Source organism: Nannocystis exedens (genome assembly GCF_002343915.1).
Lineage (GTDB): Bacteria > Myxococcota_A > Polyangia > Nannocystales > Nannocystaceae > Nannocystis > Nannocystis exedens.
In genome coordinates this window covers 9738817-9756002 of sequence record NZ_NETK01000001.1, presented here as the reverse complement: position 1 = coordinate 9756002, position 17186 = coordinate 9738817, and the positions used below count along the sequence as shown (strand labels likewise).

12 protein-coding genes are annotated in these 17186 nt (G+C 70.1%); 4 read left to right on the top strand and 8 right to left on the bottom strand.

Translation table 11 applies throughout. From position 1 onward, the window contains the following. Positions 1–5: 5 nt before the first annotated feature. From NAEX_RS51360 to NAEX_RS37990, 3 genes are all read left to right on the top strand, one after another. Complete coding sequence (locus NAEX_RS51360; RefSeq protein ID WP_170136350.1) at positions 6–440, top strand: hypothetical protein; 435 nt, start codon at positions 6–8, stop codon at positions 438–440. Between the two features lie 94 nt (positions 441–534). After that, positions 535–6432: a SpvB/TcaC N-terminal domain-containing protein gene (locus tag NAEX_RS37995; protein ID WP_170136349.1), complete on the top strand. Its 5898-nt coding sequence runs from the start codon at positions 535–537 to the stop codon at positions 6430–6432. A gap of 8 nt (positions 6433–6440) precedes the next feature. Further along, a complete protein-coding gene (locus tag NAEX_RS37990; protein WP_170136348.1) occupies positions 6441–7418 on the top strand; it encodes a DUF4265 domain-containing protein in 978 nt (325 codons plus the stop codon). A gap of 128 nt (positions 7419–7546) precedes the next feature. On the opposite strand, the gene NAEX_RS37985 is transcribed toward NAEX_RS37990, so the two are convergent. The 3 genes from NAEX_RS37985 to NAEX_RS37975 all read right to left on the bottom strand — a co-directional run bounded on the left by NAEX_RS37985 (position 7547) and on the right by NAEX_RS37975 (position 10175). After that, the gene (locus NAEX_RS37985; RefSeq protein WP_096332357.1) at positions 7547–9187 is read right to left on the bottom strand and encodes a dihydroxyacetone kinase subunit DhaK; all 1641 of its coding nucleotides are present in this window, start codon (positions 9185–9187) and stop codon (positions 7547–7549) included. A gap of 87 nt (positions 9188–9274) precedes the next feature. Then, positions 9275–9709, bottom strand: a complete 435-nt coding sequence (locus tag NAEX_RS37980; protein ID WP_143141433.1) for a hypothetical protein — start codon at positions 9707–9709, stop codon at positions 9275–9277. Positions 9710–9881: 172 nt separating this feature from the next. Continuing rightward, positions 9882–10175: a hypothetical protein gene (locus NAEX_RS37975; protein WP_143141434.1), complete on the bottom strand. Its 294-nt coding sequence runs from the start codon at positions 10173–10175 to the stop codon at positions 9882–9884. Here NAEX_RS37975 and NAEX_RS37970 point away from each other — a divergent pair. Then, positions 10165–11067, top strand: a complete 903-nt coding sequence (locus tag NAEX_RS37970) for a hypothetical protein (protein WP_096332354.1) — start codon at positions 10165–10167, stop codon at positions 11065–11067. The two genes, NAEX_RS37975 and NAEX_RS37970, sit on opposite strands and share 11 nt — an antisense overlap. Positions 11068–11073: 6 nt before the next feature. Here NAEX_RS37970 and NAEX_RS37965 read toward each other — a convergent pair whose 3' ends face one another. The 5 genes from NAEX_RS37965 to NAEX_RS37945 are packed head-to-tail and all read right to left on the bottom strand — an operon-like array spanning position 11074 to position 16543. Then, the gene (locus NAEX_RS37965) at positions 11074–12747 is read right to left on the bottom strand and encodes a hypothetical protein (protein WP_096332353.1); all 1674 of its coding nucleotides are present in this window, start codon (positions 12745–12747) and stop codon (positions 11074–11076) included. Between the two features lie 15 nt (positions 12748–12762). After that, entirely contained in the window at positions 12763–13698 is a 936-nt protein-coding gene (locus NAEX_RS37960) for a hypothetical protein (protein WP_143141435.1), read from the bottom strand. Between the two features lie 5 nt (positions 13699–13703). Then, positions 13704–14678, bottom strand: coding sequence for a serine/threonine-protein kinase (locus NAEX_RS37955; protein WP_143825706.1), 975 nt, complete (start codon positions 14676–14678; stop codon positions 13704–13706). Next, positions 14632–16149: a M56 family metallopeptidase gene (locus tag NAEX_RS37950; RefSeq protein ID WP_096332350.1), complete on the bottom strand. Its 1518-nt coding sequence runs from the start codon at positions 16147–16149 to the stop codon at positions 14632–14634. The genes NAEX_RS37955 and NAEX_RS37950 overlap by 47 nt, the downstream gene beginning before the upstream one ends. Then, positions 16142–16543 carry a BlaI/MecI/CopY family transcriptional regulator gene (locus tag NAEX_RS37945; RefSeq protein ID WP_096333863.1) on the bottom strand — a complete coding sequence of 134 codons (402 nt, stop codon included), beginning with the start codon at positions 16541–16543 and terminating at the stop codon, positions 16142–16144. The genes NAEX_RS37950 and NAEX_RS37945 overlap by 8 nt, the downstream gene beginning before the upstream one ends. Positions 16544–17186 lie beyond the last annotated feature (643 nt).

Sequence of the window (17186 nt, the reverse complement as noted above, 5' to 3'; positions counted from 1 at the left end):
AAGCCATGGGCACGCCGATCCCTGACGATGAGCCGCTCGAGCTCATCGATCGCTTGCTCGCGGGCGTCGTACGCCTCCTCTGCTACGCCCACGGCAGGCCCGAACGAGCGAGTCTCGAGCGGAGCTGGTGGATCCTCCGCAGCCTGAAGCACGGCGCCGAGGCTGCGCTCTTGGGCGCGACCATGACGCCCCGCAGCTTGAGCCGTGCCGGCCGCGCCATGCTCGTGTCGCATTGCGATGCCGAACGGTCGAGCGTGTACCGCTGCGCCGCGCACCTCGGGCTCGTGCCCCGCGTCGGCCGCGGGCCGTGGATCGAACCAAGCGGCGTTCCGCCCCTGCCGTCCCCCGGGACTTCGGACGTGCCCCAGACTGACCCCGTCCACGTCCTGCCCCAGACCGATTCCAGCAGATCGAGCTTCGGCAATCTCATGGGTCTTTAGCCCCTCACCAGCCTGCGCGGCCCCCTGCGCGCCCCCCCTGCGTGCCACGGACGGCACGGTGCTTCGTCGCCACGTATCGACCGAAAGGCTCCGCATGTCTCTACGAACAGGTTTACTCGTCGTCGCGCTCGCGCTCGTCGCCGGCACCGCTCACGCCGACACCAGCTCGACGCTTGCGACCGCGATCAATCTTCCGAAGGGCCCGGCCTCGATCGAAGGCTTCGGCCAGGGCTACGATCTGAGCCCCGCGAGCGGGCTCCCGTCGCTCTCGTATCCGATCGACGTCCCGCCCGGCCGCGCCGGCCATGCACCCGAGCTCGCGCTGAACTACAGCGCCGGCGAGGGCGCGGGCCCCCTCGGACTCGGCTGGTCTCTCGGACTCCCGGCCATCGAGCGCTCGCTGCGGACCGGCATCCCTCGCTACCACGACACGGACGCGTGGGTCCTGCGCGGCCTCGGCGGAGGCGAGGAGCTCGTCGAGGTCGCGCCGGGCGTCTACCGCGAACGCATCGAACAGGGGCCGCCGGTCGTCGTCCGCGCGCTGACCGGCGGCGCGATGTCGGCCGTCACGACCGATGGCACCGGCTACCTGTTCGGACTGACCGACGACGCGCGCCTCACGGGCGCCGCCGGCGACTTCCGCCTCGAGCTCTCCGCGATCACCGACGTCCACGGCAACCGCATCGACTTCCACTACACCCACAAGCCCGGCTCCACCGCGCCGCTGCTCGCGGCGATCACCTACAACGACGGCCGCGCGACGGTGCGATTCGAGTACGAGGAGCGCCCGGACGTCGTCCACACGCGCGCCGCCGGCTTCGCCGTGGAGCTGCGCCACCGCCTCCACGCGCTGTCGACGGAGGTCGATGGCGTTCTCGTCCGCACGACGACGCTCACCTACGAGCGGAGCATCCTGGTCCCCGCGAGCCAGCTCATCCGGATCGACACCGTCGCCAGCGACGGCGCCGCGCTGCCGCCCTGGCACCTTCGCTACACCGGCGCGCTCGACGAAGCGCTCGAGACCGAGCTCGCCCTCGCCCCGGCGCTCGACCCGACCGCGGACGGACGGGCCTGGGTCGACGTCGACGGCGACGCGCTCCCCGACCTTCTCGACGCCACGGGGGACCCGTGGCGCTACCGCAAGGGCCGCGGCGACACGCTCGATTCGAAATGGACGGAGTTCAACGCGCCGGCGGTCACGCTCACGAAGTCCGCACGCTTCGCCGATCTCACCGGCGACGGCGTCGAAGATCTTCTGGCCCAGCCGGGCGAGGGCGAATTATGGGCCTTCACGGGCGGCGTCGTGCCCTTCGCCACTGCTTCCCCGATCGACGTCGATCTCAGCTTCGACCTCACCGCGCCAAACGTCGCCCTCGTCGATCTCAACCTCGACGGTCGCGTCGACGTCCTGCGCCACGACGACGCCGACGGGTGGCTCTGGCTCCGCCACCACGACGCGCCCGGCTATCTCCCAGCCGAGCCCGTGCCGCCGCCGCTCGCCGGCATGCGCCTCGGCGATCCGGGCGTCCAGCTCGCGGACCTCGACGGCGATCGCCTGCCGGACCTCGTCCGCATCCTGCCGAGTGAGAGTCGCGTCCTCGTCGCCGCGGGCGACGGCCTCGGGCTCTTCGCCGATCCCGTCGACCTCGCAGGCGTGCCGGCGATGGTGGAGAGCGAGCGCTGGGAGCTCGCCGACCTGAACGGCGACGGTGCCGCGGACCTCGTCCGCCTCGGCGGCGCCTCGCTCGACCTCTACACCTACCAGCACGACGGCTCGGTCGCTGCAGCAGCGAACGTCGCGTGGCGCGAGCTCGAGGCCGATGAAGTCGTGCTCCTGAGCGACGTCGACGCCAGCGGCACCGTCGACGTCCTCCGCGTCGACACCGATGGCTCGCAGCCCTGGCGCGCATGGTCCTTCGCCGAGCGCCCGGGTCTCCTCGAGGGCCTGCGCACGGGCCTCGGATACGAGCGAGAGTTCACCTACGCCTCCGCCGCCGCTCTCGCGCGTGCCGATGCCGACGCCGGCGCGCCATGGTCATCGACCCCGCCGACGCCCCTCCCCGTGCTGATCGAATCGCACGAGGCCGACGCACACACGCCCTGGTCGCACACCACCGAACACCACGTCCGCGACGGCTGGTACGACCCGGCACGCGGCGAGTTCCGCGGCTTCGCCGAGCTGCGCGCCGCCAGCACCGGCGACCGCTTCACCGAGCCGTCGACCACCATCACACGCTACGACCTCGGCCAAACCGACGAGGCGCGCAAGCTCCAACTCCTCGACAGCGAGACCCGGAGCCCCCGCGGCGTGCTCGTCCGCGAGACGCACACGCTCGAGGTCGACACGCCGGCGCCGGGAGTGCGTGCCGCCCGTCGCGTCGCCACCGACACCGATCACCTCGAAGCCGGCCCCGAAGCCGCAGCGGTCCGGGTGCGGACCGAGTGGGATCACGACGGCTGGGGCAACGTCCTCGAGGAACGCGCCCTCGGCCGCGTCGACATCAAGACCGGCGCTGACCTCTCGGGCGACGAGCGAATCACGACCTACAACTACGCCGAGCCCGCCGTCGACGGCGGTCCGCGCGATCGCGTCGCCGAGCAAATCATCGCGGACGCCGACGGCACGCAGGTCACCGCCACCCGGACCTACTACGACGGCCCGCCCGAGCAAGGCGCGCCGCTCGGCCAGGTGGGTAACCGTGGCGTCGTCGCCCGCGTCGAGACCTGGCTCGAGGGCGACGAGTGGGTCCCTTCGCTCCGCCAAACCGTCGACGCGCGCGGCAACATCACCCAGCTCCGCGACGCCGAGGGCGGCACGCTCCGGCGCACCTACGACGACGCGGGCCTGTTCCCCGTGGAGGAGCGCCTCCTGCTCGGCGCTTCCGGCGACCTCGTCACGACCGCGACCTGGGACGCGCGGACGGGCCTTCCGCTCACCGTCACCGCCCCCAGCGGCGCGACGACCATCGCCGAGTACGACGGCCTCGGTCGCCTGATCGCGGAGATCGAGCCCGGCGACACGCCCGAGCTGCCGACGGCGCGCTACCGCTACGACCTCGACGGCGCGGCGCCTCGTCCCTCCGTCCTCACCGAGCTGCGACGCGTGAGCGGCGAGCCCGAGGTCGAACTCGTCGTCAGCCACCTCGACGGCCTCGGCCGCGTCGTCCTCGACGTCACGCAGGACGATGCGGGTACCGCCGCAATCCTCCGCACGGCTCGTCGCTACGGCGCGCGAGGGGACGTGGTCGAGCTGCTCGCGGGAGCCGCGCTCCCCGCGGCCGCGCTGTCCCCCGGCGCAATCATCGAGCTGCCCAGCGCCCCATCGCCCAGCATCACCCACCTCGACGCGCTGGACCGCGCCGTCTGGTCGCGCGACGCGGACGGCTACGAGCTCGCCACCACTTACCTGCCGCTCGCGCTCGAACGCCAGGACCACGAGGATCTGCACCCGGAGCCGCCGTACACCGGCACGCCCGAGCGCACCGAGCACGACGGCCTCGGCCGCATCCTGTCGATCACGAGCTCCCTCGCGGGCCACAACATCATCCACCGCTACGCGCACGACGCCGCCGGCAGGCTCACCGGTCACGTCGATCCGGAGGGCCACCGCACCGGCTACACCTACGACGGCGGCGGCCGTCTCAGGAACATCGACTCGCCGGACGCCGGTCACGTTCGCCAGCGCTTCGACGCCACCGGCCGCCTGATCGAGCGAATCGATGCCACCGGCGCACGCGTGTCCTGGACGTTCGACCCGATCGGCCGCCTCACGCACGAGCGCGCCATCGACCCGGCGGGCAAGCAGGTCAGCGACGTCCGCCGCAGCTACGGCACGGGCGGTCCCTTCGCGCGCGGCCAGCTCGTCACCGTCGAGGACGACGCCGGGCGCGTCGACTTCACGCACGACGCCCGCGGCCGCATCACCCGCATGACCCGGCGCTTCGACACGCCGCGCGGCGCTGTCGCGCTGTCCACCGCTCACGTCTACGACGCGCAGGACCGGCCGCTGCGCGACTTCTACCCCGACGGCAGCACCCTCGAGCACGCCTACACGGCCCGCGGCCTCGAGGCGCCCAGCGCCTTCGCCGAAGCCGAGTACGACCCGCTCGCACGCTGGCGCCGCCTGTCCCTCGCGCCAGGTGTCGAGCTCACCCGCGCTCTCGATCAAGCCGGCCGCGTGCATCGCACGCACGTCGCCGAGAAGACCACCGCCCTCCTCGACCTCACGCACCGCTACGACGTCGCGGGCCAGCTCGCCGAGACGCGCGACCACCTCGCCGCCGAAGGCTTCTCGCTCTCGCAGACCTACGTCTACGACGACCTGCGCCGCCTGGTCGCCAGCACTGCACAGGGCAAGACGACACATTGGCGGTACAGCGACGACGGCAACCTCCTCGAGCAAGCCGGCCGCAAGCTCGGCTACGACGACGCGCGCCCGCACGCCGCGGTCCGCCTCGACGCCCAGCACCTCACCTACGACGCAGCCGGCCAGCTCGCCGAGGTCGCCGGCGCCGGTCCCCTCGCCGCAGGCACCTGGCACTTCGATCCCCACGGCCGCGTGCAGTCCTTCGTCGCCGACGACGGCCGCCGCGTCGAGCACGTCTACGGCTACACGGGCGAGCGGGCGATCCGCCGCGAATACGACGCCCGCGGCGAGCTCGCCCACGAGACGCTCTACTTCACGAGGAACGCCGAGGTGCGCGACGGCCAACTCGTCCGTTGGGTCCACTTCGCCGGCGAGCGCGTCGCAGAGAGCGCGGTCCCCATGCCGCGCGACGGCTTCGCCGAGCTCCCGGTCGAAATGGCGGCATCGGCCGAGGCCCGTCGCGCCCTGCCTGCGCCGCTCGGGGAGTGGGCCCTCGTCGGCCTCGTGCTCGCCCTCCTCGTTGCCGCCGCAGGCCTCGTCCGCCTGCTCAACGTCCATGTTCTAACTGCGAACGCATCCATCACGTCGGCCGTCGTCCTCGTGCTCTTCGGCGTCGCTACGCTGAGCTGTCGGCACGACGACACGGCACACCCGCTCGCGCCCGACGAGCACACCCGCTATCACATCACCGATCGCCTGGGCTCCGCCGCCCTCGTGCTCGACCATCGCGGCCGTCCGCTCGCCCGCGACGTGGCGGAGCCCTACGGTGCCGTTCGACTGGCATGGCGCGCCGGCGAGGCCAGCGGGCCCACGTACCGCTTCACAGGGAAGGAAGACGATCCCCTCAGCGGCGCCGTGGCGATTGGCGCTCGTCACTACCTGCCCGAGCTCGGCCGCTGGGCGAGCCCCGACCCGTACCACCTGCTCAACCCCGCCGCTCGTCTGGACGAGCCCGGTGAGCGCAACCTCTACCGCTACGCCGCCAACAACCCTATCAGCAACGTCGATCCGACCGGCCACGGCTGGGTCAGCTGGATCATCAAAGGCGGCAAAGCGACGTTCAAGGCCGCCTACAAGGGTTACGACAAGGTCGACGAGTTCAGCGGCATCGCGGACGACGTCCTGACGGTCGCCAGCGCCGAGGCCGGCATCGGCGCACGCGTCCTGTCCGCCCTGTCGCTCGCCAGTGAGGCGCTCCCGGTCAGCGCCGGCGACATCAAGGGCGCCTATCGCTGGGTCCGCGGCGCAGACCGAGCCGCCGAGGCCGCCAAGAAATTCGTACCGACGAGGGAGCTGCCCGAAGCGACGCTGGAGGCGGTCCAAAACCTCGTCACGCGCAAAGTCGGCACGTCCGGCGGTTCGCGCGCGGGCAAAAGGTTCACGTCGAAGGGGAAAGAGGATATCCGAGCCGAGAACCGCGCGCGTTATGATGGCGTCGAGACCTGCGAGAAGTGCAAGGCCCCCCTCGTGCCCGGACAACGTCACACGGCAAACGTCACCCCGCCGAAGAACGAGCGGCAGCACGACCACATCATCCCCAAGGTTCACGGCGGTGATGGATCGCCCACCAACGGGCAGCTCCTCTGCGGCGGTTGCAACCGGGCGAAAGGAACGAAGACCGAATGAGCGAGCACATGGTCAAAGTGCTGTTCTACCCGGACGACCAGTCCTCGGAGAGCCTCTGGGCCGAGGACTTGGGCAGCGGCCGGTACAAGTTGCGCAACTCCCCGTGGTTCATGTACGGGGTCAGCTTCGAGGACGTCGTACGTGCTCGTCCCGTTGTGGACGGGGTGCTGGAGTTCGTCGAGGTCCTCGAGCCAAGCGGTTCATCCACCTTCCGGATCCTGCTCCGTGAGAACATCGAGCCGACGATGTTTGAGCGATACTGGAAGCCCTTGCAGGCGCTCGGATGCACGTGGGAACAGGCCAAGAAACGACTCTACGCGGTGGACGCTCCGCGTGGTGCTGACCTTGAGCAGGTTGCCGATCTCCTGGAGAGGGGCGTCGCCGATGGCGTCTGGGATTGGGAGACTGGATGCTGGCGTGCGGACCCCGGCGGGGCGCACACCAACGCGCGACAGGCTCGCCGCTTTGCCGAGGATCCGTCTTGTGACTTGGACTCCAGCCCAGATCGACATCTAACCATGCGTCATGGCGCCGGGCCTACCGGGACGGACCAACGCCCTGTCGTCTTTCGGCTGGTGCCCGACGAGGACGGCTATCCCGACTTTCAACGCGAGATCCTGTGGGCGAACCCTCGGGTGGATGGAACCTACGAGATCGCGAGCATCCCCTACTACACCTACGACGTGGCTCGTGGCGACATCGTCTCGGTGAACGAAGAGGATGGCGAGCTGTTGTTCGACAAATTACTGCACGAGTCCGGCAACAGCGTGCTCCGCATCATCGTGCGGAATGCGGAGTGCGTCGACGATGTCCAGCGCATGCTCAAGGGACTCGGGTGCGACACCGAGGCGTCGGGCCGGCTCGTTGCAGTCAACGTTCCCGCGCAGGTGGACTACGGACCGCTTCGCGAGCGCCTACTCGCCGGAGAAGAACAAGATCGCTGGGGCTTCGAGGAGGCCGTCCTTTGTCGAGAGGGGGTCGAGTGACCATAATGCCTCAGGAGGATGGGCGCCCCATGCCCAACCGCTCGTGAGCGAGTCCATGCACTCGCCTCGCAAGGCGGGTGCGAGGCCGGGCGGGCGGGTGGAGCGGCCGAAGCGACGCACAGGCCGCGTCACGCGGGCGACGCCGCCGCGAGCGCGCCGAAGATTGCCGCGACGGCGACCGCCCCAGGATCGGCGACCCCGCGCAACGCGCTCTCGGGCACGTAGCTCGCGCGACCGGCGTGCGTCCGCGTCATCGCCCGCGTCGCCTCCGCCCCTCTCTGCGCCGCCGCGGCGGCCGCTGCGAGCCCCTCGCCGGCCTCGAGCGCCGAGATCGCCGGCAGCAGCGCGTCGAGCATCGTGCGATCGCCCGCCGCGGCGCCGCCGACCTGCTGGATCCGCCGGACGCCCGCGCGCAGCGCCGCCGGCCAGTCCTGCGACGACTTCGCCGCGACGCCCATCGTCGACACCCCGATCGACAGCAAGATCCCGCTCGAGCCGCCCATCACGCTCGACAGGCCCCCGGCGATCGCCGCACACAGCGCGCCCGCGTCGGCGAACGGGAGGCGATCGAGCTCGGCGAGCACGGCGCGCGCCGCCGTCGCGAACGTCGTGCCGGTGTCGCCGTCGCCGACCTTCGCGTCGAGCGCGTTGAGCTCGGATTCGCGGGCGACCAGCTCCTGGCATACGACCTCGACCACCCGCCGGCGCGCCACGTGGACCGACGGCTCCGGCAGCTCGGGCTGCAGGCGCGCGGGCAACGGGACCGGCGCGACGCGGGCGATGCGACGCCCGGGCACCCACGCGGCCGGGCCGACGGGCGACAGCAGCGCGAGCTCGAGCTCGGGGTCGAGCGCGAGCGCGGACAAGGACAGGCCCTTCATGTCGAGCGACGTCATCAGCCGCGCCGGGCCGAAGACCAGACCGACCTCGCGCCGCATCGCCGCGAGCAGCGACCCCGTGGCGACCGCGATCTCGATCGGCGGCACGCCGCCGAGGTCGTTGATCAGCAGCGCCACGGGCGAGCCCGCGTCGCCGATCCGCTCGTGGAGGCGCGACACGAGGATCTCGGCGAGCTCACGCACCGGCGCGTAGCGGATCTTCTCCGCGCCGGGCTCGCCGTGGATCCCGAGGCCGAGCTCGACCTCGTCCGGGCCGAGCCGCAGCTCCGCCGGCTGTCCGGGGATCGTGCACGACGAGAACGACACGCCGAGCGAGCACACCGCCCCGGCGACGCGCTCCGCCGCACGCTTCACCTCCGAAAGCGGCGCCCCTTCGCGAGCGAGGTGGCCGGCGACCTTGTGCACGAACAGCGTGCCTGCGACGCCGCGCGGACGCGGTGCCTCGGGGATCGCGATGTCGTCGCCCACGACGACCATCTCGACGTCGAGGCCGAGCGCGCGCGCCTTCTCGGCCGCGAGTCCGAAGTTGAGGCGGTCGCCGGTGTAGTTCTTGACGACGAGCAGGCAGCCCGGCGCGCCGGTGACCGCGAGGATCGCCGCAAGCACCGCGTCGACGCTCGGCGAGGCGAAGATCTCGCCGCTGACCGCGGCGGTCAGCATGCCGTCGCCGACGAAGCCGACGTGTGCCGGCTCGTGTCCCGCCCCGCCGCCAGAGATCACGGCGACCCGGCTGCGGTCCCAGTCGGCGCGGACGACGACCTTGATCGCGGGGAAGCCGTCGAGCCTGGCGAGCTTGCCTTCGCCGAGCATCACCGCCGTGTCGATCGCCTCGCGGACGATGTCCGCCCGCTCGTTGATGAAGTGCTTCACACGGCGATGGTCGCACAACCGCCGGCCGTGACCAGCTCCCCGGCCGCGCGCGGACGAAGTTGCGAGTGGACGCGGGGCCAGCAACCATCAACCACTCGGCGTTGTCACCGCGATCCCGGCGCCGTCGAGCTTCCACGCGCCTTCGACCGTCGTGCTCGGCGCCCAGAGCCCCGGCCCCAGGCGGACCGGGATGAACTCCATCGAGTACGTCGCCTGCTTGTCGCAGCCGGTGACGCCCACCTGCTTCGGCATGTCGGGTCCCGCGTCGTCGTGGACCGCCAGGACCCGGAGGTGAAGCCGATCGGCCGGGCAGTTGAAATCGAACGTCGCGCGGCGAAGAAGCGTGTTCAACAATTCTTCTGTCTTGTCCCGCTCGAGGACAAAGCCGTCGCGCTCGACGGCGTTCCTGGCACAAGCAACGATGATGAACATCAATCCGACGATGAAACGACACATGGCGAACATTCCGGGCCGAAGGTCTACCGCGACTGCGGCACCCGGACAATCAAATTGCTTCATCATACTAAATGGAAGGTAACTGTCTACCAACTGTATTTAAGTTTGAAAATCAGTTTGTATGCTGGCATACCTGGACGGCATCGTGCTGGCGCTCCGTTCGCACCGACTTCCGAACGGGGGTCGACGGCCCGCAGGTGCCCGCGCAGAACGCCGTGCCAAGGACGCAAGGACGGGACTAGATGCCCGCCCCCACCTGCGCTACGCTGAGAACCATGCGGCCACGGCACCGGCCTCTCTCTCCCGCCGCCGCGCTCCGGCGAGTAACCCTTGCGACTGCCATGCTCGCCGCGCCGCTCGGCTGCGGGGACACAGCGAGCATGACCGGCTTCTCAAGTGGTCCAAGCGTGACGACGGTGACGCCGAGCTCGACCAGTTCCGGGAGCACGGGCTCATCGAGCACGGGGAGCGGCGAGAGCGGGTCGAGTTCGACCTCGAGTGGCTCGACCACCTCGACGAGTGTGGAGGACACGACCGGGCCGAAGCTCGACATGCCCGTGCCGGACGGCGGCAGCGGACCGCCGATCGGCTGCGCGGGGAAGATCGACTTCCTCGTCGTGGTCAGCGCAGACGGCACGATGAAGAACAACCAAGAGCAGCTCATCGCCAGCTTCCCGGCCTTCATCGACACAATTGAAGCGGAGCTCCCCGCGTTCGACGTCCACATCATGTCGGCGGCCAGTCACTCGCTTTGGGCATTCGATGACTGCGCCGACTGCAACGACGCCATGTGCAATCCCCAGGACGGGCTCCCGTTCTGCGGCGTGCAGCCCGAGTTCTGCGACAAGGGCAAGATCGGGGCGAGCGTCACCTTCCCGGTTGGGGAAGGCGCGTCCAATCGCCGCTGCAACCTCTACGGGGGAAACCGCTTCATCATCAGCGGCGAGCCGAACATGGCGGAGATGTTCGGGTGCATCGCCCAGGTCGGCATTTCGGCGGGCGGCGTTGTCGCCGAGGGCATGGTGCGCGCGCTCGGGAAGGAGTGGGTCGACGGCCCCAACAAGTGCAATAAGGGCTTCCTCCGCGACGACGCGCTCCTCGTCGTGGTCCTGATACAGGACACCGACGACGCCTTCTCGGAAGGGACCGTCGAGAGCTGGATCGAGGCCCTACGCGCAGCCAAGCACGGTAACGATGATGCATTCGCGGTGCTCGCGTTGACGACCGACGTCGACGATCCGAACTGCGAGGGGGTCTGTATCCCGGACGAGTGCATTGCATTTAACCCCACGCGCCTCCGCCAACTCGTCAACGGCATCGAGCACGGCTTCATCGGCTCGATCTGCAAGCCGTTCGCGCCGTTCTTCGAGCAAACCGTCGGACACATCGTCGAGCTCTGCGAAAATTTCGTGATCCCCCAGTAGACGCACTCATGGGTGGTACACCCGCACCAGGGCGTGCCGACTCCCATCCTCGGTATAGAAGCCGCCGGCGGCGCAGAAGCCCCGCCGGTCGCAGGAAGCTGTCGCCATCTCGTCAGCGCCCGGAGTCCCGGTACCGTACGTGATGAGCTTGCCTTCGACACCCGGCGCCGCGACCACGCGAGCATCGCCCGAGCCAAGGTTGAGGACCCCCGCGCCGACAACCTTCAGCTCGCGGTCGCAGGCGACTCCACGAAACTCTGCGGAAGAGAGCGGGACGGCGCGAATCTCCTCGGGCGCGCCGCCAGCCGAGAACCAGCGCCACATCGGCGCAGGCATCGAATCCTGCGGAGCGTCGCGCCGCCAGCCTCCGGCGACGACTTGCGTCCCGCAGATTCCGAGTCCGAGAGCTGAATCGTGGGCGAAGTATTCCCCTGGGGAGGTCCAGGGCGTACCGACCCGCCCCATCAGCGGATGCATGCGCACGAGGAACGCCCGGCTATAGATGACTTTGTCGTCGCCCCTGAACTCGCGCTCGCCGACCGCGACGGCGTGTCCCGTCGTCGGCTCGAACACGACGGCACGAAGCCTCTCGCTCAGCTTGTTAAATTCGTCTAGTTGCTCCTGGGCGGAGAACGGCGCCGCGATGTAATCCGGCGGAAACGCTAGCCCGTCAAGCTTGTACATCCAGATCGCCGCGTCGGTCGGCGTGGCGTTCACGCCCGACTGCCGCCATCCGACCGCGAACACGGCGGCCTGCGGCTTCGGCGCCACCGCGACGCCGGTGATTTGCTCACCCACGGCCCCGAGTTGTTCCCACATCGGCGAGGTCATCTTCGCCAGGTACCGCCTTGGCTCGAGGCCATCCAGCACCGTCCCGGCAACGTACACGTTGTCGTCCTCGTCGATCGCCAAAGATGTCCCTGTGGACAGCCCGCTCTTGGCCACGTCGAGGTTCGTCCACTCGGTCACGGACCGCGGCCAGCCCGGCAGCAGCTCGCAGGTGTCACGGTGCAGTTTCCACACCGCGAGCCGGGTGCCCTCGCCGGCGTCGCGCGTGCCCACGGCGACGATCGCATCCTTGGTGTACACCAGGCCCGTGATCGCGCTCGAGGCCGCCGCCTCGTCGTCCTGCCTGTCGAACGTGCATTTCTCCGCGCCCGAGGGCTTCAGGTTCACTTGCAACGTCACGGACGCGGGCGCGCTCTCGAGGCCCTCGCCGTCGATGGCCACCGCCTCGAAGGTGTGCTCAAAGTTGAACTTTGCGGACAGCACCTCGTACTCGTACGGGAAGTCCGAAGGTGCCAGCTCGGCCAGCGGCTCTCCGTTCAGGCTCAGCCGTACCTGGACGGCATCGTCGCTCGCCGCCAGCTCGAGGTGCACGGCGCCCGCTTCCTCGACGACATCGCCCCCGCTGGCACTGAAGGAGAGGATCTCGGGCGGAGGATTTGCTTCGGGACCCGAGGTTCCCGGCTCCCAGGTCGTCGTCTCACTCGACAGCCCGGTGACGGTTTGGACGCCGGATCCCCCCGACGTCGTGGGCGTCGTGTCGCCCGTGGAGGTGAAGCCCGAGCTCGAGCTCGGATCGGTGTCCGGTGCGAGTTCCGCCCCAGCCGCGAAGAGCTCCTGAAAGCAGCCACTCAGCGGGACGGCCAAGATCGACATGAGCATCCGCAACCGCATCGTCCTCTCCTTCGCCTAGAACCTCAGCCGCACCACCGCACCGACGCCCTGCGGGCCACCGTACGGGTGGACGGCATACGCGCCGGCGCGCCTCGTCTTCTTGCGCGTCGCCAGCAACGCGACCCCTGCGCCCACACTCACCAGTCCGGCGACGCCCACGCCGATGGCCACATCGCGTCCGTGGAGCAGCTCGGCCTTGAGCTCGTGGAAGCGGTGGTCCTCGGCGGGCGTGAACTTGCGCTGCTCCGCCAACGCGTCACCGACGAGACCCTGCATCTCCCTGGCGCGCTGCACCTCGAGTCCGACCACGATCGCAGCACCTCCGAGCAGCCCGATGCCGGCCGCAGTCAAGACCGACCCGGACACGGTCTTGGCCCGGACCCTCCGCGTCGTCATCGCGCTCGGCCTCGACAGTTCGCTCACGGGTCCGGTGGCCGCGCCTGACGCCGAATACGGCGAAGCGCCTGGGCTCGCTGGCTCCGACGTCGAGCTCGCCCCGGTGGAGATCGGGACTGTCGACGGACTTGGCTCGGGCGCGTCAGCCTCGCTGAGGACCGCGACGCGAGGCGGGGGCGGCTTGCCTTCGGCATCGAAGCGGCAGTTCGCCTGCTGCTTCTCCTTCGCGTCGTCGCGCAGCCGGTTCAGGTCCTCTCGCCGGCGCTCCTCCCAGGACAGCCGCTCCTGCTCGTCATGGAAGGCGGCGGAGTGCAGCGCCAAGTCCGCGGACGCGAGCGCACGACAGAGGTACTGCGCGTCGTCGGCCAGGAGGTAGGCCGACTCGAAGTTCTTGTGGGCACCTTCAAACTCGTCGAGCGGGTGGTCCTTGGCTTCCATGGCCCGCCGCAGGTGCGCCTCGCCGGCGGTAGCGAAGGCCGCGGTTTGATCCGCGTCGCTCGCGGCCGCGTCGACAGGATCGGCGAGCAAGAGGGAGCAGAGGTACATTTTCAGCATCGGCACTACCTCGCGGAGAACGTGAAATCCTCGATCGGGCTCGCGCCCCGTGGAGGGTTGGCGTCTCGGACCACATCGTCGACACAGATCGAGAACGGGTGCTCCTTGCTCATCTTGAGCACTCGCACCCCATCCACGCCGTTGCCCTTGTAGCGGACCTGTACCGTGACCGATTCCTCCGTGACGCCGGTCTTCTTTGCACAGGCGAGGAGCTTCTTCTTCTGGTTCGCCATGACGCTCGAGAACGTCGGGGACGGAGGCGGCCGAGACGCACTTGCGCGCGGACGCGGTGCATCGGTCGCCGCCAGGACGGCCGGAGCGGGCACGGCAAGAGACGCGGGCTCGACCGCGGCGCGCTCGGGCACCGCCGCCAACGAGGTCGGCTCTCTCGCGGGCGTGTCTCGCGTCTCGGCGACGACCGGCGGCGCCGCTTGCGGCGCGACCGCGGGCGGTGCCTCCCGAGGAGGCGTGTCCCGCACGACCACGACGGTCGTAGGTATCGCGCCGAGCCGCTGCCCGACGAGCAAGCCGAGCACGCCGGTGCCGACGCCGGCGATGAACACCAGCGCGAACGCATGGAAGGCCATCGAGCCGGGCACCCGCGACCGGCCGCCCTCCCACGGTTGCTCGACGGGCAGGCGTGCATGAGCACTGTCGTCCGAGCTCATCGACACACCACTCATCGCAGCAGCGAGTTTCGACGAGGTCGTCGCCACGGCTTCGCCAGCGCCGACGCGACTCACACGCGGCGCCCCATCGGCCGTTCTAAGGGCCAGAACACGATCTCGGGCCAGATCGAGCGCTTCGCCGAACTCGGCCATCGTCGGGGTCCGCTTCTCGGGCTCGAAGTGCATCGCCTGCCGCAGCGCCGCCTCGAGCTCCTCGTACTCGAAGCCTGGCAACGCCTCGCAGATCGGCCGTGGCTCTCGCCGCTCACCAGGCGCGAACGGGTGACGAGCGGTCAGCAGCTCGTACAACACGACCGCGAGGGAGAACACGTCCGTTCGGAAGCTCGGCGGCCGGGGGTTTGCGGGTCAGCTCCTGGGGGTGCTCGACGACGATGATGTCGTGTCCGTGGACCGCGTGGTTGTGCGCCGTCCTCACGACCACCATCGGCGCCTCCGGCACGTGGACGAACGACGGCGTCGGCTGCGGCCCGTTGTCGGGCGTCGTCGGCCACTCCGGAGCCCCGTGGGCCTCGGCCGCGATCGACAGCCCCGGCGCGCCGAAGGTCACCATCGCCAGCAGCGCCGCGCCGAGCGCCACTCGCCAGCGGCGGGCCCACAGCCCGCGGTCGCGCAGGTGCACGTCGAGCAGGCGCTGGACCCGGCGGACCAGCTGCGAGGCGTGGCCCGCCATCGGGCTGGCGAACGCCGACATGTCCCGATGGCCAGGCCAGGCCGCGACCTCGGACAGGCAGCGCGCCAGGTGCAGCTCCGAGCCGGTGTGGCGGACCGCCCAGTCGTCGCACAGCTCCTCCGCCGCCTCCTGCATGCCGCGACGGGCCACGCGATTGAGCGGCTGGAAGAACAGCAGCGACTCGACGAACGCCGCCAGCATCTGCCACGCCGGGTCGCGGCGCAGCACGTGGGCCAGCTCGTGGGCCAGCATCGCGTCCTGCTGGCGCGGCGCCAGCTCGCGCGCGTGCTCCGGCACCACGATCTCGCGCCCCGCGAGGGCGATCGGCGAGCCGATGTCCTCCGACATGCTCAGCGCCACGCTGTGGCCGGGCAGGCGCGCGTGGGCCAGAAGCCGCGTCAGCCGCTCGCGCAGCGGGCCCGAGCCGAGCAGGCGACGCCCGCGGAGCCTGCCGCGCAGGCGGGAGAACGACACCCCGAGGCGGCCGAGCGAGGCCGCGGCCCCGAACACGAACAGCCCCGCGAACGCCCACACCGCCGCGCTCACGCCCCCCATCGGACCCGCGGTCGCGATCTGCATCGGCGCGGGCTCCAGCGTCGGCGCGGTCGTCGGCGCCAGCGCGGGCGTCGGCGCGACCGCCCAGCCCGGCGCGTCGACGAACAGCGGCGGCGAGGCGAACACCGCCGTGACGTCGTCGTCGCTGACGACCACCACGTGCGACTCGCAGCCGACGCACGCGCGCGTGAACGGCACCAGCAGCGGCGCCGGCTCCTCCTCGATCACCGGCGGCGGCGGGGCCGTCCTCGGCGCGACCGCGGCCGGCGAGCTCGCGGCCACGGTGACGCGGCCGAACATCGGCTCGACCCCGAGCCCGGTCTGCAGCGTCGCGGTGAACAGCCCGCCGACCAGCGACATCTTCCACAGCAAGCTGCGGGTCAGCGCGTCGAGCGGCAAAAAGCGGCTGAACATCCACACGCCGCCGATGAGCACCGTCGAGTGGACGAAGTAGGTGCCGAGCCAGCTCACCGTCGTGTGAGCGGCCGGCGCGGCGAGACCGGCGAGGCCGGCAGGATCGATCGCAAGATCAAGCATCGTCGTGTTCCTCAGCTCCGCCGGATCGTTCGGCCAATAGTTGTTGCAGGCGCAGGGCGTCGTCCGGATCGACGCCCCGGCCTTCGACGAGGTGGCTGACCAGCGCCGACACGTCCCCGCCGAAGAAGTAATCGGTGACCCGACTCAGCATCGAGCGCCTCACGTCCACCTCGCCGACGAGCGCCCGGTAGATGAACTGCCGGCCCTCCGTGCGGTGCGTGATGGCCCCCTTCTTCTCCAGGCGCGACAGCATCGTCGACACCGTCGTCGGCGCGAGCCCCCGGTCGCGTTCGACCAGAGCCGAGTGCACCTCGAGCGCCGTCGCCTCGCCGCGGTCCCACAAGATCCGCAGCAGGCCGAGCTGCAGATCGCTGAGCTGGACTTCCTCACCCATGAACGACAACCGTAGTACTACAGGTGTAGTAACCCGTCAAGCGAGAATTTTAGGCCCCTGGCGGCCGTTCAGAACATGTGCGCGATTTCGCTCCAACCTGCACTTTCGTACATGTCGTCGGCTTTTCGCGCAGATCGCGCCGGATCAATTCCGGCCGATCCTTTTAACTGCCAGCGGACCTCGCTAGCTCCCAAAGACATGTTGAACACAACATGTCCTTTCATCCATGTCTAGATAGACATGCTCTTTCGAGCATGTCTGGTCGGGGCCTCCGGCTCGGCGCCCCGCGCACGCGCAGCGCGACTCGCTCACGTTGAACGTCCGGCGAGCAGCGAGTCGCCTCCGCGCCCGGGCCGCCAACGTAGCTCACGCGCTCCGGTGAATCGCATTCGGAGCGCGATCGCATCGGGCGCGTCCTCCCGCTCCGTCGGCCGCCGCGGAGACGGCAGCACGTCGGCCTGCGCCTCCGTCATCACCAGCGCCGGCGCGCCGGCATCATCACGCGGATCCGCCAGCGCCCCGAGCGGGAGCGACACCTCATCCGGCGCGGTAACCCGCCGCGGGTGCCGCGCACCAACGATTGCGGTCCCGCGGTACGCCGAGGTAGGTGTCGGCGTTCGAGCGCGTGAAATTCTCGGCCGCT

What these genes read in the sequence shown, in the direction of transcription:
- NAEX_RS51360 (WP_170136350.1), top strand. Translation starts at nt 6, where the DNA reads ATGGGCACGCCGATCCCTGACGATGAGCCGCTCGAGCTCATCGATCGC.
- NAEX_RS37995 (WP_170136349.1), top strand. Translation starts at nt 535, where the DNA reads ATGTCTCTACGAACAGGTTTACTCGTCGTCGCGCTCGCGCTCGTCGCC.
- NAEX_RS37990 (WP_170136348.1), top strand. Translation starts at nt 6,441, where the DNA reads ATGGTCAAAGTGCTGTTCTACCCGGACGACCAGTCCTCGGAGAGCCTC.
- NAEX_RS37980 (WP_143141433.1), bottom strand. Translation starts at nt 9,709, where the DNA reads ATGATGAAGCAATTTGATTGTCCGGGTGCCGCAGTCGCGGTAGACCTT.
- NAEX_RS37965 (WP_096332353.1), bottom strand. Translation starts at nt 12,747, where the DNA reads ATGCGGTTGCGGATGCTCATGTCGATCTTGGCCGTCCCGCTGAGTGGC.
- NAEX_RS37960 (WP_143141435.1), bottom strand. Translation starts at nt 13,698, where the DNA reads ATGCTGAAAATGTACCTCTGCTCCCTCTTGCTCGCCGATCCTGTCGAC.
- NAEX_RS37950 (WP_096332350.1), bottom strand. Translation starts at nt 16,149, where the DNA reads ATGCTTGATCTTGCGATCGATCCTGCCGGCCTCGCCGGTCTCGCCGCG.
- NAEX_RS37945 (WP_096333863.1), bottom strand. Translation starts at nt 16,543, where the DNA reads ATGGGTGAGGAAGTCCAGCTCAGCGATCTGCAGCTCGGCCTGCTGCGG.